Annotated in this window: 20 protein-coding genes; 12 read left to right on the forward strand and 8 right to left on the reverse strand. The window is 60.5% G+C overall.

The window, feature by feature from the left end; genetic code table 11:
* Positions 1-327: 327 nt before the first annotated feature.
* From GTQ55_RS15965 to coq7, 11 genes are all read left to right on the forward strand, one after another.
* The gene (locus GTQ55_RS15965) at positions 328-2,202 is read left to right on the forward strand and encodes a protein-disulfide reductase DsbD family protein (protein ID WP_161859617.1); all 1,875 of its coding nucleotides are present in this window, start codon (positions 328-330) and stop codon (positions 2,200-2,202) included.
* Positions 2,203-2,454: 252 nt separating this feature from the next.
* Positions 2,455-2,889, forward strand: a complete 435-nt coding sequence (gene aroQ, locus GTQ55_RS15970) for a type II 3-dehydroquinate dehydratase (RefSeq protein ID WP_161859618.1) — start codon at positions 2,455-2,457, stop codon at positions 2,887-2,889.
* 68 nt (positions 2,890-2,957) lie between these two features.
* Positions 2,958-3,443 carry an acetyl-CoA carboxylase biotin carboxyl carrier protein gene (gene accB / locus GTQ55_RS15975; RefSeq protein WP_161859619.1) on the forward strand — a complete coding sequence of 162 codons (486 nt, stop codon included), beginning with the start codon at positions 2,958-2,960 and terminating at the stop codon, positions 3,441-3,443.
* A 15-nt stretch (positions 3,444-3,458) separates the two neighbouring features.
* Entirely contained in the window at positions 3,459-4,802 is a 1,344-nt protein-coding gene (gene accC, locus GTQ55_RS15980; RefSeq protein ID WP_161859620.1) for an acetyl-CoA carboxylase biotin carboxylase subunit, read from the forward strand.
* A 398-nt stretch (positions 4,803-5,200) separates the two neighbouring features.
* Positions 5,201-6,091, forward strand: coding sequence for a 50S ribosomal protein L11 methyltransferase (gene prmA / locus GTQ55_RS15985; RefSeq protein WP_161859621.1), 891 nt, complete (start codon positions 5,201-5,203; stop codon positions 6,089-6,091).
* 146 nt (positions 6,092-6,237) lie between these two features.
* Positions 6,238-7,491, forward strand: a complete 1,254-nt coding sequence (locus GTQ55_RS15990; RefSeq protein WP_161860220.1) for a DUF3426 domain-containing protein — start codon at positions 6,238-6,240, stop codon at positions 7,489-7,491.
* A 266-nt stretch (positions 7,492-7,757) separates the two neighbouring features.
* Complete coding sequence (dusB, locus tag GTQ55_RS15995; RefSeq protein ID WP_237567936.1) at positions 7,758-8,696, forward strand: tRNA dihydrouridine synthase DusB; 939 nt, start codon at positions 7,758-7,760, stop codon at positions 8,694-8,696.
* On the forward strand, positions 8,693-8,998 hold the full coding sequence (gene fis / locus GTQ55_RS16000) for a DNA-binding transcriptional regulator Fis (RefSeq protein ID WP_161859623.1): 306 nt from the start codon (positions 8,693-8,695) through the stop codon (positions 8,996-8,998). The genes dusB and fis overlap by 4 nt, the downstream gene beginning before the upstream one ends.
* A gap of 230 nt (positions 8,999-9,228) precedes the next feature.
* A complete protein-coding gene (gene purH / locus GTQ55_RS16005; RefSeq protein ID WP_202620637.1) occupies positions 9,229-10,803 on the forward strand; it encodes a bifunctional phosphoribosylaminoimidazolecarboxamide formyltransferase/IMP cyclohydrolase in 1,575 nt (524 codons plus the stop codon).
* 262 nt (positions 10,804-11,065) lie between these two features.
* Positions 11,066-12,361: a phosphoribosylamine--glycine ligase gene (gene purD / locus GTQ55_RS16010; RefSeq protein WP_161859625.1), complete on the forward strand. Its 1,296-nt coding sequence runs from the start codon at positions 11,066-11,068 to the stop codon at positions 12,359-12,361.
* Positions 12,362-12,385: 24 nt separating this feature from the next.
* Entirely contained in the window at positions 12,386-13,033 is a 648-nt protein-coding gene (gene coq7, locus GTQ55_RS16015) for a 2-polyprenyl-3-methyl-6-methoxy-1,4-benzoquinone monooxygenase (protein WP_161859626.1), read from the forward strand.
* An 81-nt stretch (positions 13,034-13,114) separates the two neighbouring features.
* On the opposite strand, the gene GTQ55_RS16020 is transcribed toward coq7, so the two are convergent.
* The gene (locus GTQ55_RS16020; RefSeq protein ID WP_183946712.1) at positions 13,115-13,522 is read right to left on the reverse strand and encodes an OsmC family protein; all 408 of its coding nucleotides are present in this window, start codon (positions 13,520-13,522) and stop codon (positions 13,115-13,117) included.
* A gap of 353 nt (positions 13,523-13,875) precedes the next feature.
* On the opposite strand from GTQ55_RS16020, the gene crp reads away from it, so the two are divergent.
* A complete protein-coding gene (crp, locus tag GTQ55_RS16025) occupies positions 13,876-14,511 on the forward strand; it encodes a cAMP-activated global transcriptional regulator CRP (protein ID WP_161859628.1) in 636 nt (211 codons plus the stop codon).
* A gap of 65 nt (positions 14,512-14,576) precedes the next feature.
* Here the strand turns inward: crp and trpC are convergent, their stop codons facing one another.
* From trpC to murU, 7 genes are all read right to left on the reverse strand, one after another.
* Positions 14,577-15,371: an indole-3-glycerol phosphate synthase TrpC gene (trpC, locus tag GTQ55_RS16030; protein WP_161859629.1), complete on the reverse strand. Its 795-nt coding sequence runs from the start codon at positions 15,369-15,371 to the stop codon at positions 14,577-14,579.
* Positions 15,372-15,375: 4 nt separating this feature from the next.
* Complete coding sequence (trpD, locus tag GTQ55_RS16035) at positions 15,376-16,410, reverse strand: anthranilate phosphoribosyltransferase (RefSeq protein WP_161859630.1); 1,035 nt, start codon at positions 16,408-16,410, stop codon at positions 15,376-15,378.
* Positions 16,411-16,617: 207 nt separating this feature from the next.
* Positions 16,618-17,196: an anthranilate synthase component II gene (locus GTQ55_RS16040; protein WP_161859631.1), complete on the reverse strand. Its 579-nt coding sequence runs from the start codon at positions 17,194-17,196 to the stop codon at positions 16,618-16,620.
* A complete protein-coding gene (locus tag GTQ55_RS16045; protein WP_161859632.1) occupies positions 17,193-18,047 on the reverse strand; it encodes an ion transporter in 855 nt (284 codons plus the stop codon). The genes GTQ55_RS16040 and GTQ55_RS16045 overlap by 4 nt, the downstream gene beginning before the upstream one ends.
* Positions 18,048-18,082: 35 nt before the next feature.
* A complete protein-coding gene (gene trpE / locus GTQ55_RS16050; protein WP_161859633.1) occupies positions 18,083-19,564 on the reverse strand; it encodes an anthranilate synthase component I in 1,482 nt (493 codons plus the stop codon).
* Positions 19,565-19,873: 309 nt separating this feature from the next.
* Complete coding sequence (rpe, locus tag GTQ55_RS16055) at positions 19,874-20,542, reverse strand: ribulose-phosphate 3-epimerase (protein WP_161859634.1); 669 nt, start codon at positions 20,540-20,542, stop codon at positions 19,874-19,876.
* A gap of 207 nt (positions 20,543-20,749) precedes the next feature.
* On the reverse strand, positions 20,750-21,448 hold the full coding sequence (gene murU / locus GTQ55_RS16060; RefSeq protein ID WP_161859635.1) for an N-acetylmuramate alpha-1-phosphate uridylyltransferase MurU: 699 nt from the start codon (positions 21,446-21,448) through the stop codon (positions 20,750-20,752).
* Positions 21,449-21,452 lie beyond the last annotated feature (4 nt).

A 21,452-nucleotide genomic window follows, 5' to 3' on the forward strand; every position in this document is an offset into this window, starting at 1 on the left:
CCAGTCACTGCCAGCAGGCACACCAAAATCACCACAACGAACGGATTCCGCCCGGCGGCAGCATCGGGACGCGAAAAGAAACGGCCCGAGACCCAAGTCACTATTCTGATATCTGCCTCCAATTTACCACCAGCCCGCCAAGGGCTGTTGTTTTTTTGTACCGCAAGCACCGTTATACTCGGCCTCCCGGTATACTGTGGCCTCACCAGCACCAACGCCAGCTGCGACCAAATGCCCGGTTTCGTCGACCAGGTTCAGGGGCCGAGACGGAACGGGGACTGGCAACACCAGTCCAACATTGCCCGACTATAAAGAATTTTATTACCCATGACTGCGAAGATCTCCGGCTTGCGAACCACAGAAGCGTCACACTTATTCGCAGGCGCCGCACTGGCAGCATTCCTGCTGCTATGCCTGACCCTGCTCACCGCGCCGGCCAGTGCCCGCGACGGGTTCTCTGCCACCCAGTCATCGTCGCCGTTTGGCGCCCTCAGTGCCGGGCAGGATGATTTCCTGCCCGTCGACCAGGCCTACCAGCTGGATTTCCTGTTTACTGACAGCAGCGCCAGCGCACTGTTCCAGATTGCCCCCGAGTATTACCTGTACCGCGACAAGCTCGCGCTGTATCTGGTCGAGGGGGAAACCAAAACCGCACTGCCACTGAACCTTGTAAAAGGCGAAGTCATCTGGGACGACTACTTCGAGAAAGAAACCGAGGTCTATCGCTGGCAGCTGGAGGTCCCCGTGGATCTCGCAACCGAGGGCAAGTCCCGTATACAGGTGCGCTACCAGGGCTGTGCTGACGCGGGCCTCTGCTACCCACCGCAAGTGCGTGACTTCGAGCTGGACCCAGCAACAAAGACCGCCGCCCCGGTTGACAGTAATCCAGCGGCCGGGGCCACCGGTACCCCGGCGCCGAGTTCGGTCGCCAGCGTCCCCTCGCCCGGCAACCCGGCGGGCGGCCTGTTACTGGCGATGGCTCTGGCCTTTGGCGGCGGCGTGCTCCTAAACCTGATGCCCTGTGTTTTTCCGGTACTGTCGATCAAGGCGCTGGCGATAACCCACGCCGGTGATCGCCAACACCTCCACGGCTGGGCCTACACGGCTGGTGTCGTTGGCACCTTCGTTCTCATTGCCGCCGCAATGCTGGCGCTGCGCACTGCCGGCGAGGCGGTGGGTTGGGGCTTCCAGCTGCAGTCGCCTGTGGTGGTTGCGGTGCTGGTCTACCTGTTTTTTGCCATGGGCCTCAGCCTGTCGGGGGTAACCGAGTTCGGCGGACGCCTGATGGGACTCGGTGCCCACAGCACTCAGAACAGCGGCCTCGGGGGCTCTTTCAGCACAGGAGCCCTGGCTACAGTGGTTGCCAGTCCGTGTACCGCGCCGATGATGGGTTCCGCCCTGGGCTTTGCTGTCACCCAGCCCGCACCAGTGGCACTGGCGGTGTTCGCCGCCCTCGGCGCCGGTATGGCTGCGCCATTTCTTTTACTCACCTATGTGCCGGCTCTGGCCCGCCGTTTGCCGCGCCCTGGCCCGTGGATGGAGACGCTCAAGCAGCTTCTCGCCTTTCCCATGTATCTTACTGCGGTGTGGTTGCTGTGGGTGCTCGGTCGCCAGACAGGCAGCGACGGCGTCGCATTGGTGCTCGCCGGTGCCGTGGCCATTGCCTTCGCCCTGTGGCTCTGGCCGGGTGCAACCGCCAGTGGTGGTAAACGTAAGTGGATGCGTAATGCATTTGCGGTCGCAGCAGTGGCGGGAGCAGCCTGGGTTATCCCGAACCTCGAAAGCGCTGGCAGCCCGGTGACACAAGCCGGCAAAAGCGGCTACTGGCAGCCCTATTCTCCGGAAGCGCTGGCGTCTGCCCGCGACGAGGGGCGCCCGGTGCTGATCAATATGACGGCGGCCTGGTGCATCACCTGCCTTGCCAACGAGAAGGTGGTGCTGTCCAGCGATGCGATCACTGCTGCGGTGGGTGATCTCGGCATCACCGCACTGAAAGGAGACTGGACCAACCAGGACCCGCAGATCACCGAGCTTCTCGCGCGTTATGGCCGCTCCAGCGTCCCGCTTTACCTGCTATTCCCCGCCGGTGGCGGTGAGCCACAAATCCTGCCCCAGATCCTCACCCGCGACAGCCTGCTTATCGCCATGCGCAGCGCCGCCGGACAGGAAGCGATCGTCGATTCCGCTACAGATATCCCCTGACCTTGCCTTTGTGGCCATTCAAATAGGTGAACAGGCCACTCACCACAAAACTTTGCGGTAAATAGGCCGTGAATTTCGGCGAACTGCGGACAACTTCTCTATTTCCCATTCTGGGGCATGGACAGAGGGTCACTTTTACGGCAAACTCCCGGCCAATTCAGGAAAACTTGCTGATTACCGCTGTTTACCGGCAAGTTTCATGACTTTTACCGAATTTTAGTCACAGTTTCGCGCGCTTTATCGAGGCACAGAATGGCTAGATTGCTTTTGCTACACGGCCCCAATCTGAACCTGCTGGGTACCCGCGAGCCCCAGATATACGGCTCCACCGCCCTCGCCCAGATCAACGAAGCAGCTCGCACCCAGTGCGAAGCCGCCGGCTGTGAATTTGATTGCCTGCAGAGCAACAGCGAAGCGGAACTGGTAGAACGCATTCACCAGGCCTACGCCGACAAGGTGGACTTCATTGTCATCAACCCCGCCGCGTTCACCCACACCAGTGTGGCATTGCGCGATGCGCTGGCGGGCGTGGCTATTCCTTTTGTCGAAGTTCACCTCTCCAATCCGCACGCCCGCGAGGCTTTCCGCCACCACTCGTACCTGTCGGATCTGGCGGTCGGTGTTGTGTGCGGGTTCGGAGCAGATAGCTACACTTTGGCTCTTGAAGGGGCCCTGAAGCGACTTTAACCACCAATTTTTCATTCGCCGGCTGCGCGCCGGCGTTTATGCATCCACAAATTGAGAGTGAAACTGTTATGGATATCCGCAAAATCAAGAAACTGATTGAGCTGCTCGAAGAGTCCGACATCGGCGAGCTGGAAATCAAAGAGGGGGAGGAGTCTGTACGCATCAGCCGCGGCACAAGCGGTGCATCCATGCAGATGCCGCAAATGGCGATGCCAATGCAGATGGCGCCCGCCGCGCCGGTCGCGACTCCGGCAGCCCCCACCGCTGCACCGGCCCCCGCTGCCGGTGAAGGCAGCGCAGAATCCGTACCCGCGATAACCGGCCACCCGGTGAAATCCCCCATGGTTGGCACCTTCTATGCCGCTTCCAGCCCGGGCGCTGAGCCGTTTGTGAAGGTCGGCCAGCAGGTAAAGGTAGGCGACGTAATCTGCATCGTCGAAGCGATGAAGATGATGAACCAGATCGAGGCAGACAAAGCCGGCACCATTGAGTCCATCATGGTGGAAGACGGCCAGCCGGTAGAGTTCGACCAGCCGCTCGTGATCATTTCCTGAGCGGGGTAACGACGCATGTTTGAAAAAATTCTGATCGCCAACCGCGGCGAAATCGCCCTGCGCATACTGCGGGCCTGCAAAGAGATGGGGATTGCCACCGTGGCGGTGCACTCCCAGATCGACCGCGACCTGAAACACGTGCGCCTGGCTGACGAAGCCGTGTGCATCGGCCCCAACCCGTCGCCACAGAGCTACCTGAATATCCCCGCCATCATTGCCGCGATGGAAATCACCGACGCGGTAGCGGTACACCCTGGCTACGGCTTCCTGGCGGAAAACGCCGATTTTGCCGAGCAGGTACAGAAAAGCGGCTTCACCTTTATTGGCCCCGACGCCGACACCATTCGCCTGATGGGCGACAAGGTCTCCGCCATCGCAGCGATGAAAGAGGCCGGCGTTCCCACGGTGCCGGGCTCTGACGGCCCGCTACCGGAAGACGGCGAGAAGTGCCTGGAGATCGCGCGCCGGATCGGCCTGCCGGTGATCATCAAGGCCGCTGCTGGCGGCGGTGGTCGCGGTATGCGTGTGGTGCACAGTGAAGGCGCCCTGCTTAACGCCATCTCGGTCACCAAATCCGAAGCCGGCGCCGCCTTTGGTGACAGCACGGTGTATATGGAGAAGTTCCTGCAGAACCCGCGCCACGTGGAAATCCAGGTGATGTCTGACGGCCAGGGCAACGCCGTGCATTTCGGCGATCGCGACTGCTCCCTGCAACGCCGCCACCAGAAGGTACTGGAAGAGGCCCCGGCTCCCGGCATCCCGGATGCGGTGCGCAAGGGAGTGCAGGACGCCTGTGTTCAGGCCTGTATCGATATCGGCTACCGCGGCGCCGGAACCTTTGAATTCCTGTACGAAGACGAGCGGTTCTATTTCATCGAGATGAACACGCGTATCCAGGTGGAACACCCGGTATCCGAGATGGTGACGGGCGTTGACCTGATCAAGGAGCAGATTCGCGTTTGCTCGGGCGAAAAGCTTTCCTTCAAGCAGGAAGACATCAAGATCACCGGCCACTCATTCGAGTGCCGCATCAACGCGGAAGACCCGAAATCGTTCTTCCCATGCCCCGGCAAGGTAGAAAACTACCACGCTCCGGGTGGCCTGGGTGTGCGAGTGGACTCCCACCTGTACTCCGGTTACACGGTACCACCGAACTACGATTCCATGATCGCCAAGATCATCACCCACGCCGAAGACCGCGAAACCGCCCTGGCGCGGATGCGGGTGGCGTTGAGCGAGACGATCATCACCGGCATCAAGACCAATATTCCACTGCAGGAAGAGCTGGTTCGGGATGCGGAGTTCGCCAAGGGTGGTGTGAATATTCACTATCTCGAGAAGAAGCTGGGACTCGAGTAAGGCCCGGTTTCTTTTCCCGCCTCAGTGGTGTTTCGCTCAAAATGAACTCCGAGGCGGGAAAGCACCGGGTATAGGTTTTCAAAACCGCAGTGAATACATCCATGTAAGCTGCGGCGGCGACGTCCTGTCGCCGACGCTTTTGAAAACCTATACCCGGCACTTCCCCTTCAGCCTTACCCCTCCTACTCTGTAAGCTCCCCCGTTCTTGTAGAATGCGAACAAATCTGCGCTGAAGGCTTCGCTGCCGGTATGGCTTTGCGAGACCTTCTAAAACAGGGACGTTTTAGAAGAGCCCCCATGGATGGGTTTACGGCGTGTCTCGCAAAGCCTTACCGGCAGCGGAGCCGCCACGAGCTTTCCAAGTACCCAACTACCACACTACCCGGACCCCCAATCAAATGCCCTGGCTACAACTCCGCGTAAATACCACCCGCGAACAGGCAGAAAGGATCGAAGACGCCCTGCTGTTTGCCGGCGCCGTCTCCGTCACCCTGCAGGACAATGCCGACCAGCCAATCCTCGAACCCGGCCTCGGCGAAACCCCCTTGTGGGATGAAACCCTGGTCACCGGCCTGTTCGACGCTGAAGTCGATACCGGTGTAGCCGAGGCCAAGGCTGCGTCCCACCTGTGCGAACTGCTCCCCAATGCCCGCTGGGAGCAGCTAGAAGACAAGGACTGGGAACGGGAATGGATGAGCCACTACAAGCCCATCCAGTGCGCCGACAACCTGTGGATCTGCCCCAGCTGGTGCGAACCGCCGGCCCCCGATGCCGTCAACATCATGCTCGACCCTGGCCTCGCTTTCGGCACCGGCACCCACCCGACCACCTTCCTGTGCCTGCAGTGGCTTGCCGGTGAACCCGTACAGGGAAAAACCGCCATCGACTTCGGCTGCGGCTCCGGCATTCTCGGCATCGCCGCCCTGTTGCTGGGCGCGGATAGTGCCATGGGCACGGATATCGATCCCCAGGCCCTGCTCGCCAGTCGCGACAATGCCGTGCGCAATGGCCTGGACCCGGAGCGCTTCCCGGTGTACCTGCCGGAAAAGGCACCGGCACCGAGTGCATCGAGTGCCGACATCATGCTGGCCAATATTCTCGCCGGCCCGCTGGTCACGCTGGCGCCACAGCTGATTGAGCGGACCCGGGTGGGTGGTCGCATCTGCCTGTCAGGGATCCTCAACAGCCAGGCGGAGAAAGTGAAAGCGGCCTACAGCCAGTGGATCGATTTCGATGCCGACGGCGAGAAAGAGGAATGGGTGCGCCTGAGCGGGACAAGGGTGCGCTGAGGGCGCACCAGGAGCCTGACGCCTTGATCTGATGACGAGGATAACGGCAGCGGTATCGTCATACCGACAACTACTGGCCCCCTGCACTACGCGCGGGGCCATCGGACTGATAAACTTCCCCGCCAAAGTAATAACCGTCGAAATCCATGTCGCAACTGGTCACCCGCTGCCCCCACTGCAGCACCTCGTTTCACGTCAGCGAACAGCAATTGCGCGCCGCCCGCGGCGCTGTGCGCTGCGGCTCCTGCCTGCAGGTCTTCCGCGCCGACGAGAACATCGTCTTCAACGAAGGTGACCCAACCCCGGCTGCCACCAAAAAGGCCATCGACGAACTCCTGGAAGACGACGACTTCCTGATTCACGACGACATTGAACTGGACGGAGACGACGAGGACACGCCACCGCAGCGGAGCAGCAAGCCAGCCTCGGGGCCCGCAAAAGGCGAACCACCCAAAGCGGCAGAGCGCCCCCGCCAGAACCCGCTGATCGACGATGCCTTTGGCGAACAGCAGTGGCAGGATCTCGACGACCAGGAAGACGCCCAGCAGGACCTGGATCTCAGCGGAGAACTGGACAGCCAGCTTCCTCCGGCCAGCGAAGACCCCTGGGCCGAGGAGATCGCCAGGGAGGAATCCAGCGGCGTCATCCCTGCGGATCATTCCGTGGAGAGCCTCGAACAACCGGGACACAGCGAAGACAGCTTCTTTGCCGACGAGCAAATAGTCCCCACCCGCGAGGGGCCGGGCAGCATGCGCAACCAGGGGCACCTCGCCGATGACGATGCACCGGGCGATGCAATCCCCGCTGCCGACGACCATATTGATCCACGCCAGCGCGACCAGGCCCCGTTACTGCCGAGAGACCAGCTGATCTCCGCCATCGGCCCCGCCCCGATTGAAGTCAACTGGCAACCCAGGCGACACAATCGCGTGCCCGCCTGGCTGTGGACGCTCGGAGTGGTACTGCTGATGCTGGCGCTGGCAGCCCAGACGGCCTACTTCCGCTTCGACACCCTCAGCAAGCGCGATCCCTGGCGCGGGATTTACGCCCAGCTCTGCCCGCTCCTTGACTGCAAGCTTCCAGCCCAGGTCGACATCAGCGCGGTACATACCTCTAACCTGGTGGTACGCAGCCACCCGCAGATACCCGGCGCACTGGCGGTGGAAGCGGTACTCCTGAACCGGGCGCCCTTCGATCAGCCGTTCCCGACGTTACAGCTACGCTTTACCGACCTGAAGAATGCCCCGGTCGCCAGCCGTCGCTTCACCCCACAGGACTATCTCAAGGGTGAACTGTCCGGAAAACGGCTGATGCCTGCAGGTAACCCCGTACACATCGCCCTCGACATCATCGATCCCGGCCCCGAAGCGGTGAACTACGAGCTGCGTATCGCGCCCTGACGGCCCACAGCGCGTTACCGGGGAACTATGTTATGGCGCGAATTGCTACAAATTGTTGCACAAAGTTCGCCCTAAACGGCCAGCCATCGAACAATTTGCGCGCTTTTTCGCTTTTCCAGCGGCCGAGCAGCCGCTATCATAGGCGGCTCTTTTGACACACCAACGTTCGAGACCAGACCCCGCGGGAGGGCGAGTTGCCCACGGAATTGCCAAGCAGTTTCGCCATAGGCCCATACAATATCGGTGCGCCAGTTATCCTGGCGCCCATGGCCGGCGTTACCGATCGACCCTTCCGCAAACTGTGCCGTGAACTCGGCGCCGGCCTGGTTGTGTCCGAGATGGTCACTTCCGACACCAGCCTGTGGAACAGCCGCAAATCGCGGATGCGCCTCAATCACAGTGGGGAAGCCGGGCCCATTTCGGTACAGATCGCCGGTGGCGACCCGCAGATGATGGCAGAGGCCGCGCGCGCAAACGTCGAGCGTGGCGCGCAGATCATCGACATCAACATGGGTTGCCCGGCAAAGAAGGTGTGCAAGAAAGCAGCGGGCTCCGCCCTGTTGCGCGACGAAAAACTGGTCGCCGATATTCTGGAATCCGTGGTGCAATCCGTCTCAGTACCAGTGACGCTGAAAATTCGCACTGGCTGGTGCCCGGATTCCCGCAACGGAGTAACGGTGGCCAAAATGGCCGAGGATCTCGGAATTTCTGCCCTGGCTGTACACGGACGCACCCGCGCCTGTGGCTACCATGGTCAGGCCGAATTCGATACCATTGCCGAGATTGTGTCGGCGGTGAAGATACCTGTCTTCGCCAATGGCGACATCACCGGCGCGGAAAAGGCCCGCAAGGTGTTGGACTACACCGGTGCCAAGGCGGTCATGATTGGCCGAGCGGCTCAGGGACGTCCATGGATTTTTCGGGAAATCGCCCACTACCTGGCAACAGGAGAGCGTTTACCGGAGCCCTCACTGGATGAAGTCAGGGACATATTGATCACTCACCTGGGTGAGTTACACCGTTTTTACGGTGAGGTTATGGGGGTACGTATCGCCCGTAAACATGTGGGTTGGTACGTGAAAACACTCGCGCACAGCGAGGACTTTCGCAATACCTTTAACCAATTGGATTGCGCAGAAGCACAACATGCCAGCGTTCGTGAGTGGTTTGAACGCCGAATAACTAGAGGGGCAATAGCGGCATGAATAACGAAGCACTGATTCCGGATACCAACGATGTGGTATCCCCTGGGGGCCAGACTCAATTACAACAACCGCAGCAGCAGTCGCTGCGCGACGCGGTTGAACAGGCGATGGAAAACTACTTCCGTCACCTGGACGGTCAGATGGTGACCGATGTCTACGATATGGTGCTGTCTGAGATTGAAGCGCCGATGCTGGAAGTGGTGATGAAGCACACCCGCCACAACCAGACCCGCGCTGCACAGCTGCTGGGCCTCAACCGGGGCACCCTGCGCAAGAAGCTCAAGCGCTACGGCCTGCTGTAAGGCGGCCAACCGCCGCGGACAGTGACGTCCCAGGCGGTAAAAATTCGACGAGGGGGGATGGGCATATGCCCATCCCCCCTCGCTATTTTGTGTTTATGATGAAATAGATCCCACCGGCCGCTTCAACACGGGCCTTCGACCCATGATCCATTTCATCGCCGGCCCTTGGCCGCGGCGGCACATCCATGTGCCGCATTAGTTCTTTTTTTAAATCAGATGGACGATGCGATATGACTGACAAGGTGGCCGTTCGCCGCGCGCTGATCAGCGTTTCCGACAAAACCGGCATTGTGGAATTTGCCCGCGAACTCTCCAGCCTGGGTGTGGAGATCCTCTCCACCGGCGGAACCTACCGCCAGCTGGGCGAAGCCGGCATCCCGGTGGTGGAAGTATCCGACTACACCGGCTTTCCGGAAATGATGGATGGCCGTGTAAAAACCCTGCACCCGAAAGTGCACGGCGGCATCCTCGGCCGCCGCGGTAAAGACGACGCGGTGATGAGCGAGCACGGCATCAAGCCCATCGATATGGTCGTGGTCAACCTGTATCCTTTCAAGGCCACCGTTGCCGACCCGAACTGCGACCTGCCCACCGCCATCGAAAATATCGATATCGGCGGTCCCACCATGGTCCGCTCCGCAGCCAAGAATCACAAAGATGTCGCCATCGTGGTCAACGCACACAGCTACGATACCGTGATCGAGGAAATGAAGGCCAACGACGGCCAGCTCGGTTACGAAACCCGCTATGACCTGATGGTGCAGGCGTTCGAGCACACCGCCCAGTACGACGGCATGATTGCCAACCACTTCGGCGCTCGCAACACCAGCAACGAATCCCGCGCGTTCCCGAATACCTACAACGTCCAATACGAAAAAGCCCAGGACATGCGCTACGGCGAGAACCCGCACCAGAAAGCGGCTTTCTATGTCGAAGCTGATGCCGAGGAGGCCTCCGTCTCCACCGCCACCCAGCTGCAGGGCAAGGAACTGTCCTTCAACAACGTGGCCGACACCGACGCCGCGCTGGAAACCGTCAAGCTGTTCGACGAACCCGCCTGCGTCATCGTCAAACACGCCAACCCCTGCGGCGTCGCCGTGGCCAAGGACATCAAGACCGCCTATGAGCTGGCCTTCGCCACCGACCCGGAATCCGCGTTCGGCGGCATCATCGCCTTCAACCGCGAACTGGATGCCGAAACCGCCCAGCTGATCGTCGACAAGCAGTTCTCCGAAGTCATCATCGCGCCCAAGGTCTCCGCCGAAGCGGCACAGGCCGTTACCGCGAAGAAGAACGTGCGCCTGCTGGAATGCGGCGAATGGAGCGCAGCGCGCCCCGCCGCCTTCGACTACAAGCGTGTGACCGGTGGCCTGCTGGTGCAGGAAAAAGACAACGGCATGGTTGCTAAAGACGACCTCAAGGTCGTCACCAAGGTGCAGCCGTCCGACGAGCAGCTCGAAGAACTGCTGTTCGCCTGGAAGGTGGCCAAAATGGTCAAATCCAACGCCATCATCTACGCCAAAGACGGCCGCACCATCGGCGTCGGCGCCGGCCAGATGAGCCGTGTCAACTCCGCGCGTATCGCCGCCATCAAGGCCGAGCACGCCGGCCTGGAAGTGAAAGGCGCGGTTATGGCGTCTGACGCCTTCTTCCCCTTCCGCGACGGCATCGACAACGCCGCCAAGGTCGGCATCAGCGCCGTGATTCAGCCGGGTGGCTCCATGCGCGACGACGAAGTCATCGCCGCTGCCGACGAGCACGGCATGGCGATGGTATTTACCGGTATGCGTCACTTCCGCCACTGATCGACAACGACACCTTCCGGGCTGCACAAAACCCGGATGCAAAGGGCCAGGTGCCGGGGCCCGTTTGCGAGACCTTCACCGCCATGGATGGCGGTGCAGAGCCCCCAGGGACGGGTTCACGGCGTGTCTCGCAAACGGGCACCGGCACCTGGCCCGCCACGGAGCTGGCAAACCACTACCCTGCCATCACTCCGTCACCTGTCCGACAAGTTAAGAATGCTAAACTAGCCCACCTAAATAACAGGCACGGGGAAACTCAAGAATGAACATCCTGGTAATCGGCTCTGGTGGCCGTGAACACGCACTGGCCTGGAAGGCCGCACAGAACCCCGCCGTAGACACCGTCTTCGTCGCCCCCGGCAACGCCGGCACCGCCCGCGAACCCAAGCTGCAGAACGTCAATATCGGCGTCGACAACTTCTCCGCCCTGTCTGACCTCGTCGAAGAAAAGGGTATCGACCTCACCATCGTCGGCCCCGAAGTACCGCTGGTCGACGGCATCGTCGACTTCTTCAACAGCCGCGGCCACAACATCTTCGGCCCTGAAAAAGCCCCCGCCCAGCTCGAAGGCTCCAAAGCCTTCACCAAGGACTTCCTCGAACGCCACGCCATCCCCACCGCCGCCTACCAGAACTTCACCGAAGTCGAGCCGGCCGTGGCCTACGTGCGCGAGCAGGGCGCGCCCATCGTCGTCAAAGCAGACGGCCTGGCCGCAGGTAAAGGCGTCATCGTCGCCGAAACCGTCGAACAGGCGGAGCTGGCGGTGCGCGACATGCTCAGCGGCAATGCCTTCGGCGACGCCGGCTGCCGCGTCGTCATCGAGGAATTCCTCACCGGCGAAGAGGCCAGCTTCATCGTCATGGTGGATGGCGAAAACATTCTGCCCATGGCCACCAGCCAGGACCACAAACGCGTTGGCGACGGCGACACCGGCCCCAACACCGGCGGCATGGGCGCCTACTCCCCGGCACCCGTCGTCACCCCGGACGTCCACGCAAGGGTTATGAAAGAAGTCATCGAGCCGACCGTCAAAGGCCTGGCCAGTGAGGGCATGCCCTACACAGGTTTCCTCTATGCCGGCCTGATGATCGACGAACAGGGCGCCCCCAAGGTCATTGAATACAACTGCCGGTTCGGCGACCCGGAAACCCAGCCGATCATGATGCGCCTCAAATCCGACCTGGTGGAGTTGTGCATGGCGGCAATCGAAAAACGCCTGGACCAGGTGGAAGTCGAGTGGGATTCCCGTCCGGCACTGGGTGTCGTACTGGCTGCGCACGGCTATCCCGGAAGCTACCGCAAGGGCGATGGCATCACCGGGCTCGACAAGGCCGACAGTGAAAATGCCAAGGTCTTCCACGCCGGCACGGCACTGGACGGCGAGCGTGTTGTAACCAGTGGCGGCCGGGTCCTCTGTGCCACCGCACTGGGTGACACCGTGGCGGAAGCCAAGGACAATGCATACGAATGCGCCCGCAAAATTCACTGGGAAGGCGCCTTCTACCGCAAGGACATCGGTTACCGTGCCGTTGAGCGGGAACAGTCTGAAAAGGCCTGAACCCCGCGTTTTAGGAGTTTGTCGATGAGCAATCAACGTCAATTGTCCGGCTTGGACCGCCTGCTGCTGCAGGCGGATCGTGCCCTGCGTACCCTGAGCCCAGGATCCCCCTGCCACGAGCGCCCTTCCCCCGCCAAGTCTGCCGGTGAGGCTGAACTGTCAGACACAGAGCGCCGCCATGCGGCGGGCCTGATGCGGGTGAACCACAGCGGTGAGGTTTGCGCCCAGGCCCTGTACCAGGGTCAGGCGCTGACCGCGAAGCTGCCACAGGTGCGTGCGGAAATGGAGCATGCGGCGGATGAAGAGATTGATCACCTGGCGTGGTGCGAGCAACGCCTGGATGAACTGGGCAGCCGCCCCAGCCTGCTGAACCCGCTCTGGTACGGGCTTTCTTTCGGTATCGGCGCTGCCGCAGGCAAGGTGAGTGACAGGGTCAGCCTAGGGTTTGTCGCCGCCACCGAGGAGCAAGTGTGTAAACACCTGGAGAGCCATCTGCGGGAGCTTCCGGCACAGGACGACAAGAGCCGCGCGGTGGTGGAACAGATGCTGGTGGATGAAGCCAAACACCAGCACGCGGCGCTGGATGCCGGCGGGGCGCGCTTCCCCGGGCCGGTAAAGGGGCTGATGACCCTGGTATCCAAGGCCATGACCTCGGTGAGCTATCGGGTGTAGGCGTTCCGCTCACGCAGTCTGAACAAAAAACCCCGAGGCTTTTGCAAGGCTCGGGGTTTTTGTTTGGCGTTCGAAACCGAATCAGGCTTCTTCGATACGGTATGTGTGCACGATCTCGACACCGGCCTTGCCGAGCATGATCGACGCGGAGCAGTACTTTTCCGCAGACAGCTCAACGGCCTTGGCCACATGTTTTTCCTTGATATCGCGCCCGCGCACCACAAACTCCATCTCGATCTTCTCGAACGGTGCCGGGACCGCATCCGGGCGATACCCCTTGAGCTCCACATGGCAGCTGACCACATCCTGGCGGGTCTTCTCAAGGATGCCGACCACGTCGTAAGAAGCGCAGCCACCCACCCCCAGCAGGATCATCTCCATGGGGCGGATACCATTGTTCTTCTGCCCACCTTCCATTACCACCGAATTACCACTGTCGGACTCACCGACAAAAGTGACGCCATTTACCCAGGTCACCCGACCCTGCATAACACCCGCCATGGGATCTACTCCTACTCAATTGATGGGGGCGGGGAGCTTACCACACTGGCGAGCCGTACCGCCCATAGCCAGAAACCGGAGCCACAGCGGTGACCGTATTGGCACGATAGTTCCAGAATAGTAAGTCATCACTTACGGCGGTTGTATCAACCTCTCACAACCGTTATAAACAACATCACATTCCGCGCGCCCCTGGCCACCATAGCGAAAGCCATAAACAGTGGCCCAGATCACATTGCGGACTATTGCCACCTACAGCCCCTGTCAGCCCCACACAATAAGCGGGATAATCCTCCGCTTACCGGGATCAGGCACAAAAAACCTAGAAAAGGAGTAGATCCGTGACGGTTGCTACCGAAGAAACCCTGTCTACTGGCAACATTGAAGACTTTCTCGCCCATTGCCACCGCCGCCGCTACCCGGCCAAGAGCACGATCATCTACGCTGGCGACCGCTGCGAGTCTCTGTACTTCATCATGCGCGGCTCCGTGACCGTACTGATCGAAGACGACGAGGGCCGCGAGATGATCGTTGCCTATCTGAACGACGGCGACTTCTTTGGCGAAATGGGCCTGTTCGACCAGGACACCCGCAGCGCCTGGGTGCGCACCAAGACCGAATGTGAGGTCGCGGAAATCTCCTACACCAAATTCCAGGAGCTGACCCGTCAGCACCCCGAATTCCTGTTCAACCTGGCCACCCAGATGGCGCTGCGCCTGCGCAACACCACCCGCAAAGTGGGCGACCTGGCGTTCCTCGACGTGACCGGCCGCGTGGCACGTACCCTGCTCGACCTGTGCAACGAGCCGGATGCCATGACCCACCCGGAAGGCATGCAGATCAAGATCACCCGCCAGGAAATCGGCCGTATCGTCGGTTGCTCCCGCGAGATGGTGGGGCGGGTACTGAAGACCCTTGAAGAACAGGGGCTGGTATCGGTGAAAGGCAAAACGATGGTGGTCTTCGGCACAAGATAGACCTCCAAAGAATCCTGAAAAAAAAGCCGGGCATCTGCCCGGCTTTTTTTGGTTCGCCCGATCATTCAGTTGAATAGCTCCATCAGACGACGGCCAGGCTCCGGTTCGCGCATAAACGCTTCGCCGACCAAGAAAGAATCCACATTGTGACCACGCATGGCCGCCACGTCATCGGTGGTGTGGATGCCACTCTCGGTCACCACAATGCGGTCTTCCGGGATTAGATCCAGCAGCTTGAAAGTGGTCTCCAGCTGCACTTCAAAGGTGTGCAGGTTGCGATTGTTGATGCCGATCAGGCGATTCGGCAGCTTCAGCGCCCGCTCCAGCTCTGCGCGATCGTGCACTTCCACCAGCACGTCGAGACCCAACTCCATGGCCAGGTCGTTCAGGCTGGTCAGCTGGGCATCGTCCAGGCAGGCGGCGATCAACAGGATGCAGTCGGCACCGATGGCGCGCGCCTCGTACACCTGATAGGGATCGACAATAAAGTCCTTGCGGATGACCGGCAGACGCACCGCATTGCGGGCCTGTTGCAGGTATTCATCAGCGCCCTGGAAAAAGTCCACATCGGTCAACACCGACAGGCAGGCAGCACCGCCCTTCTCGTAGCTGGTAGCGATTTCAGCGGGAATAAAGTCCTCGCGAATCACGCCCTTGCTGGGGGAAGCCTTCTTGATCTCGGCGATCACGGCTGCCTCTCCGGCGTTGCGCTTGGCCTCGATGGCCTGCACGAAGCCCCGGCACGCGGGCTGCTCTAGTGCACGCTGTTGCATCTCATCCTGCGAGACCTGCTTCTTGCGCTCGGCCACTTCTTCCCATTTGCGCTCGACGATGGTCTTCAGAATCGTTGGGGTACTCATTACTTCACTCTTTGAATGCGCTGGTAAAGGCGGCCAGCTCGTTGATCTTTTCTCCGGCGAGGCCGCTGTAGATGGCGTCCTGCGCCATGCTCACCCCTTCCGCGCGGCTCGCGGCCACGCCACTGACGTAGATCGCCAAGCCGGCATTCATGGCAATGATATCAGCTGCCTTGTCCCCTGCGGGGGTTTCGCGCTTGCCGAGGGCGTCGCGGATCAAGGCGAGGGAGGCTTCAGAACCATCCACACACAGTCCGTCCAGGTTCTGCCGCTCGATACCGAAATCCTCCGGCGCGATGGTGACTTTTTTCAGCTCACCGTTCTTCAGTTCCCAGCCGCGGGTATCCGCGGCGAGGCTCACTTCATCCAGGCCGTCATCGCTGTGCAGTACCAGTACATGTTCGGAGCCCAGCTTCTGCAGCACCTCTGCCAGCATGCGGCAATAGTGCGGGTCGAACACGCCGATCACTTGGCGCTTGACCCCGGCGGGGTTGGTCAGCGGGCCCAGCAGATTGAAAATGGTGCGCAGTCCCAGCGCCTTGCGCGGGCCGATCGCGTGGCGCATGGCGCTGTGGTAACTGGGCGCAAACATAAAACCCACCCCCACGCCGTCGATACAGCGCGCCACCTGCTCGGGTGTCAGGGGAAGATAAATACCGGCTTTTTCCAGCAGATCTGCTGCGCCGGAAGAAGAGGAAACGGAGCGGTTGCCGTGCTTGGCCACCCGCGCGCCGGCGGCGGCGGCGACAAAGCTCGATGCACTGGAGACATTGAACAGGTTGGCGCCGTCACCACCGGTACCGACGATATCCACCGCGTTGGTGTGGTCGATCTCTACCTTGGTGGCCAGCTCGCGCATCACCTCCACGGCACCGGTAATCTCCTCGACGGATTCACCGGCCATACGCAGCGCCACCAGAAATGCACCGACCTGCGCATCTTCCGCTTCCCCGCGCATAATCTGGCCCATGGCCGCACGCATCTCTTCACGGGTGAGATGCTCACCCTCGACCAGTTTGGCGATCGCCTGCTGGATATTCATTATTCTTGCTCCCCGTTCCCTATGAACTTGCCCTGAAAGGCTATCAGCGCTCCGATTCTGGACGCGAAGGTACTGATGCCGGGATCCATCTGCGAGACCTTCTAAAACAGGGACGTTTTAGAAGAGCCCCCATGGATGGGTTCACGGCGTGTCTCGCAGATGGATCCCGGCAGCTGTACCGCCACCAGCCCCTCTACGGAGCACCCCTCAGGACTCCAAAAAATTCCGCAGCATATCGTGCCCATGCTGGGTCAGGATCGACTCCGGATGAAACTGCACACCCTCCACCGGTAACTCGCGGTGGCGCAACCCCATGATCTCATCGATCTCACCGTCTTCGGTTTCGGTCCACGCCGTGACTTCGAGGCAGTCCGGCAGGCTGCCCTTCTCCACCACCAGCGAGTGGTAACGGGTTGCCTCAAACGGGTTGGAGAGACCGTTAAATACACCGAGATTGTTGTGGATAATCGGCGAGGTCTTGCCGTGCATCACCTCGCCCGCGCGCACCACACGGCCCCCGAATACCTGGCCGATACTCTGGTGGCCCAGACAGATCCCGAGGATCGGCAGTTTGCCTGCGTATGCGCGGATGGTATCCATCGAGATACCCGCTTCATTCGGCGTGCATGGACCCGGCGAAATCACGATTTTTTCCGGGTTCAGTTTTTCGATATCGGCAACGGTAATTTCATCGTTGCGCTTGACCACCACTTCCGCCCCCAACTCCGCGAGATACTGCACGATGTTGAAGGTGAACGAGTCGTAGTTGTCGATCATCAGGATCATGATTTGCTTCCTTTCTCATCGCCCATTTCCCCCAGGCGCTTCTGCAAACGGGCGAGGGATTCCTGGGTGGCGCGCAACTCGCGCAAAATTTCAGTCTGGCTGGGCGGCATCGCCAGCTCGTCGAGGCGGCGCAGCTTGGCCTCTTCCAGGTTGTTCAGCACCACGCCGATGAACAGGTTGATCATCACAAACGCGCCCATCACCACAAAGCTGAGGAAATAGATCCAGCTGTAGGGCATGGACTCCATCGCGGTGTACATGATGTCCGTCCAGTCCTCAAAGGTGACGATGCGGAACAGACTCAGCAGTGCGATCGGCAGCGTGCGCCAGTGGGTCGGGTCGATTTCATGAAACAGGAAATAACCGGCCACCCCGTAAATATAAAAAATGATCCCCATCAGCAGGCTGATATGGAACATGCTAGGCAGGCTGCGCAGCAGTGTATCCACCAGCAGGCGCAACTCCGGGAAAGCGGACACCAGACGCAGCACCCGCAGAACCCGCACCAGACGCGCCAGAGTTGCCAGCGGTCCCGCCGCGGGGATCAGGCTCAACACGATGATGGAGAAATCAAAGCAGTTCCAGCCGTTGGCAAAATAGCGCCACGGGCGGTTGCCATGGGCGAACATTTTGATCGCCGCCTCAACCATAAATGCCAACAGGATGAACTGGTTTATCCCATGTAGCAGACCGCTGTAACGCTCCAGTACCCAAGTGGAGGTCTCCAGCCCCACCACCACGGCGTTGATCGAAATCAGGGTAATAATCACCTGATTAAAGATCGGCATGTCCACCAGCCGGCGACATTGCTCGGCAAAAGAGCGTTTCTGTTCTACTGAGATTTCGGTCATCGGTATTACTTCTTCCAATGGTTACACAGCAAAGGTTATTGACCGGTAGCGATGGCCACGGCGCGGAACAGTGCCCGCGCCTTGTTCATGGTCTCATCCCACTCGGATTGCGGATCGGAATCCGCCACCAGGCCGGCACCGGCCTGCACGTAAACTTTTTCGTCCTTGATCACCGCGGTGCGAATGGCAATGGCGGTATCCATATTACCGTTCCAGGCAAGGTAGCCCACGGCACCGCCATAGACGCCGCGCTTTTCCGGCTCCAGTTCGTCAATGATTTCCATCGCGCGAATTTTCGGGGCACCGGACAGAGTACCTGCGGGATGCGCGGCACGCAGGGCGTCGATACCGGTGAGCCCCGGCTTTATTTTACCGGTGACATTGGAAACGATGTGCATCACGTGGGAGTACCGCTCGACCACCATTTTATCGGTCACCCGCACCGTGCCGGTCTCGGCCACCCTGCCCACGTCATTGCGGCCCAGGTCGATCAGCATCAGGTGCTCGGCAATCTCTTTCGGGTCCGCCAGCAGATCCTTTTCCAGCGCCAGGTCCTGCTCCTCGGTCGCACCGCGACGGCGGGTACCCGCGATCGGGCGCACGGTCATGTCGCCATCCTCAAGGTGCACCAGGATTTCGGGGCTCGAGCCCACTACCTGGTGATCACCGAGGTCAAGGAAATACATATAGGGAGACGGGTTGAGGCTGCGCAGGGCACGGTAGAGGTTGATCGGCGGCACGGTAAACGGGGCAGACAGGCGCTGCGACGGCACCACCTGCATGACGTCACCAGCCAGGATGTATTCCTTTACCTTGTGCACGCCCTGCTTGAACGCTTCCTCACCAAAATGGGAGGTGAAGCTCTCTTCGGCGGTGTGGTCACCGTCGATACCGAGCGGGTCGACCGCGGGCAGCGGTTGCGACAACTGGCCCACCAGCTGGTCGAGCCGACGCTGGGCCTGCCCGAAAGCGCTGTCCTGCTCCGGGTCCGCGTGCACGATAAAAATCACCGCGCCAGCCAGGTTATCAAACACCACCAGCTCGTCGCTGACCATCAACAGAATGTCCGGGTTACCCAAGGTATCCGGCGGACAGCTGTGGGCGAGCTTCGGCTCGATGTAACGAACGCAGTCGTAGCCGAAGTAACCGACCAGGCCGCCGTTGAAACGGGGAAGCCCTTCGATTTCCGGTACCTTGTAGCGGCTCTGGAATTCTTCCACGAAGGCGAGCGGATCTTCCACCTGTTTCCGCTCGACGATGCTGCCATCGCGCTCGATGGTCACTTCGTGATCGGTCACTTTCAGCACGGTGCGGGCCGGCAGCCCGATGATGGAGTAGCGCCCCCACTTCTCGCCACCCTGCACGGATTCGAGCAGGTAGCTGTAGCGGCCACCGTCGCGGGCGGCCAGCTTCATATAGGTACTGAGCGGGGTTTCGATGTCGGCCAGTACACGGCGGACAAGGGGTATGCGGTTGTATCCTGCAGACGCAAGCTGGGTGTATTCGCTGGGGGTCATGGCGACTCCGGTCTGTGCAATGCTTTGTTTTTTGTTCTGGGGCCTGGATTACGCATCGTCTGTGGAATCCTACCCGCGGGAAAGGCGCCCGTAGGACCGGATCATTCACCAGGTCTTCAGGCTTCAGCGGATCAGTGGCGCCATCGCCAGCTGTTATTGAGGTGGGCAGTGCAGTTCAATGTCACTTTCTCGCAGCGTAGGGGTCGCAGCGTCGAGTTGCTTCCCTGTATTCCGGCGAGCAAGTGTACAAATGTCTTGTGGGGTGGGCAAGCGCCGGCATACCGGCGCTGACCGGACAGTTCCAGAAACTCAGACCTGCGCCAGCTCCGCGCGCATGGCGTTGATGACTTCTGCGTAGTCGTCCTGGTTGAAGATGGCGGAGCCGGCGACGAAGCTGTCGGCACCGGCCTGGGCGATTTCGCGGATGTTATCGCGGGTGACGCCGCCGTCGATTTCGAGGCGAATATCGAGGCCGGAGTCATCAATCAGCTTGCGGGCCTCTTTGAGTTTGTCGAGGGTGGCGGGGATAAATTTCTGACCGCCGAAACCGGGGTTTACGGACATGAGCAGGATCATGTCGAGTTTATCCAGCACGTATTTGGCAGCGTCGAGGCTGGATGCCGGATTGAATACCAGACCGGCTTTGCAGCCCAGGGAGTGGATGAGCTGCAGGGAACGGTCGACGTGCCGGCTGGCTTCCGGGTGGAAGGTGATGTAGCTGGCACCGGCATCGGCGAACATGCGAATCATGTCGTCGACGGGGTCGACCATCAGGTGGACGTCGATAGGGGCTTCGACGCCGTGGTTACGCAGGGCTTTGCAGACCATGGGGCCGATGGTGAGGTTGGGGACGTAGTGGTTGTCCATTACGTCGAAGTGCACCCAGTCGGCGCCGGCGGCGAGGACGTTGTCGACCTCTTCACCCAGGCGGGCGAAATCGGCGGAGAGGATGGAGGGTGCGATTTTGTAGTCTGGCATTTTCTCGTCTCGGTGCTTTCGTCTGGGCCCATTGTTTCAGGCCCTGTGGCGACCAGGTGCCGGGTGGAGCTTTTCGGGACCGCTGTAAACCCATCCCTGGGCGCTTCGGCGCAAACATCCTGTTTGCGACGATCCCGAAAAGCTCCACCCGGCACCCGGCCTTCGATTTGTAATTCTTAACTTCGTTAGCAGACCGGATTCAACCGCTCAGGAATCACTGCTCAACCGCTGCTCCAGCTTCTTCAACCTCTCCGGCGTACCCACATCACACCAGCCGCCCTCATACACTTCCGCCTGCATAATGTCCTCGTTGTGGGCAAAGACCTCGCCCAACCCGTAGCGTTCACGAGCGTTGGGGTAGCCGGTGAGGATTTGCGGACGCAGGTAACTGATGCCGGCAAAGGTGTATCTGGGTTTCGTGCTGCCGGATAGCAGACCATTGTCGATACCGAAGTCCCCTTCAGGGTTGTGCGGAGGATTAGGCACCATGAGGAGGCGACCGGGGCAGTTATCTGGCAGCGGGGTTTCAATCCAGCGGGAGAAGTCGAAGTCGCACCAGACGTCGCTGTTGACCACGAGGAACGGCGCGTCTCCGAGGAGCGGCAGCGCTTTGGTTATGCCACCGGCAGTTTCCAGGGGTTCGCGCTCTTCGGAGTATTGGATCTGTATGCCAAAGCGGTCGCCACTGCCCAGGTGTGCACGGATCTGCTCGCCGAGATAGGCGGTATTGATGACCACCTGCTTGACCCCCGCGGCCGTCAGACGCTCGAGGGTGTACTCGATCAGCGGCTTGCCCAGTACCGGCACCAGCGGCTTGGGCATGCGGTCGGTGAGTGGGCGCAGGCGTTTGCCGAATCCGGCGGCAAGTACCATGGCAACGGGAGCGGGATTCTGTCTGGCTGTCATCTTC

The organism is Microbulbifer hydrolyticus (genome assembly GCF_009931115.1).
GTDB lineage: Bacteria > Pseudomonadota > Gammaproteobacteria > Pseudomonadales > Cellvibrionaceae > Microbulbifer > Microbulbifer hydrolyticus.

Bases quoted from the DNA above. Each gene is read 5' to 3' on its own strand.
- GTQ55_RS15965 (WP_161859617.1), top strand. From the start codon at position 328: ATGACTGCGAAGATCTCCGGCTTGCGAACCACAGAAGCGTCACACTTA.
- aroQ (WP_161859618.1), top strand. From the start codon at position 2,455: ATGGCTAGATTGCTTTTGCTACACGGCCCCAATCTGAACCTGCTGGGT.
- accB (WP_161859619.1), top strand. From the start codon at position 2,958: ATGGATATCCGCAAAATCAAGAAACTGATTGAGCTGCTCGAAGAGTCC.
- accC (WP_161859620.1), top strand. From the start codon at position 3,459: ATGTTTGAAAAAATTCTGATCGCCAACCGCGGCGAAATCGCCCTGCGC.
- prmA (WP_161859621.1), top strand. From the start codon at position 5,201: ATGCCCTGGCTACAACTCCGCGTAAATACCACCCGCGAACAGGCAGAA.
- GTQ55_RS15990 (WP_161860220.1), top strand. From the start codon at position 6,238: ATGTCGCAACTGGTCACCCGCTGCCCCCACTGCAGCACCTCGTTTCAC.
- dusB (WP_237567936.1), top strand. From the start codon at position 7,758: ATGGCCGGCGTTACCGATCGACCCTTCCGCAAACTGTGCCGTGAACTC.
- fis (WP_161859623.1), top strand. From the start codon at position 8,693: ATGAATAACGAAGCACTGATTCCGGATACCAACGATGTGGTATCCCCT.
- purH (WP_202620637.1), top strand. From the start codon at position 9,229: ATGACTGACAAGGTGGCCGTTCGCCGCGCGCTGATCAGCGTTTCCGAC.
- purD (WP_161859625.1), top strand. From the start codon at position 11,066: ATGAACATCCTGGTAATCGGCTCTGGTGGCCGTGAACACGCACTGGCC.
- coq7 (WP_161859626.1), top strand. From the start codon at position 12,386: ATGAGCAATCAACGTCAATTGTCCGGCTTGGACCGCCTGCTGCTGCAG.
- GTQ55_RS16020 (WP_183946712.1), bottom strand. From the start codon at position 13,522: ATGCAGGGTCGGGTGACCTGGGTAAATGGCGTCACTTTTGTCGGTGAG.
- trpC (WP_161859629.1), bottom strand. From the start codon at position 15,371: ATGAGTACCCCAACGATTCTGAAGACCATCGTCGAGCGCAAATGGGAA.
- trpD (WP_161859630.1), bottom strand. From the start codon at position 16,410: ATGAATATCCAGCAGGCGATCGCCAAACTGGTCGAGGGTGAGCATCTC.
- GTQ55_RS16040 (WP_161859631.1), bottom strand. From the start codon at position 17,196: ATGATCCTGATGATCGACAACTACGACTCGTTCACCTTCAACATCGTG.
- GTQ55_RS16045 (WP_161859632.1), bottom strand. From the start codon at position 18,047: ATGACCGAAATCTCAGTAGAACAGAAACGCTCTTTTGCCGAGCAATGT.
- trpE (WP_161859633.1), bottom strand. From the start codon at position 19,564: ATGACCCCCAGCGAATACACCCAGCTTGCGTCTGCAGGATACAACCGC.
- rpe (WP_161859634.1), bottom strand. From the start codon at position 20,542: ATGCCAGACTACAAAATCGCACCCTCCATCCTCTCCGCCGATTTCGCC.
- murU (WP_161859635.1), bottom strand. From the start codon at position 21,448: ATGACAGCCAGACAGAATCCCGCTCCCGTTGCCATGGTACTTGCCGCC.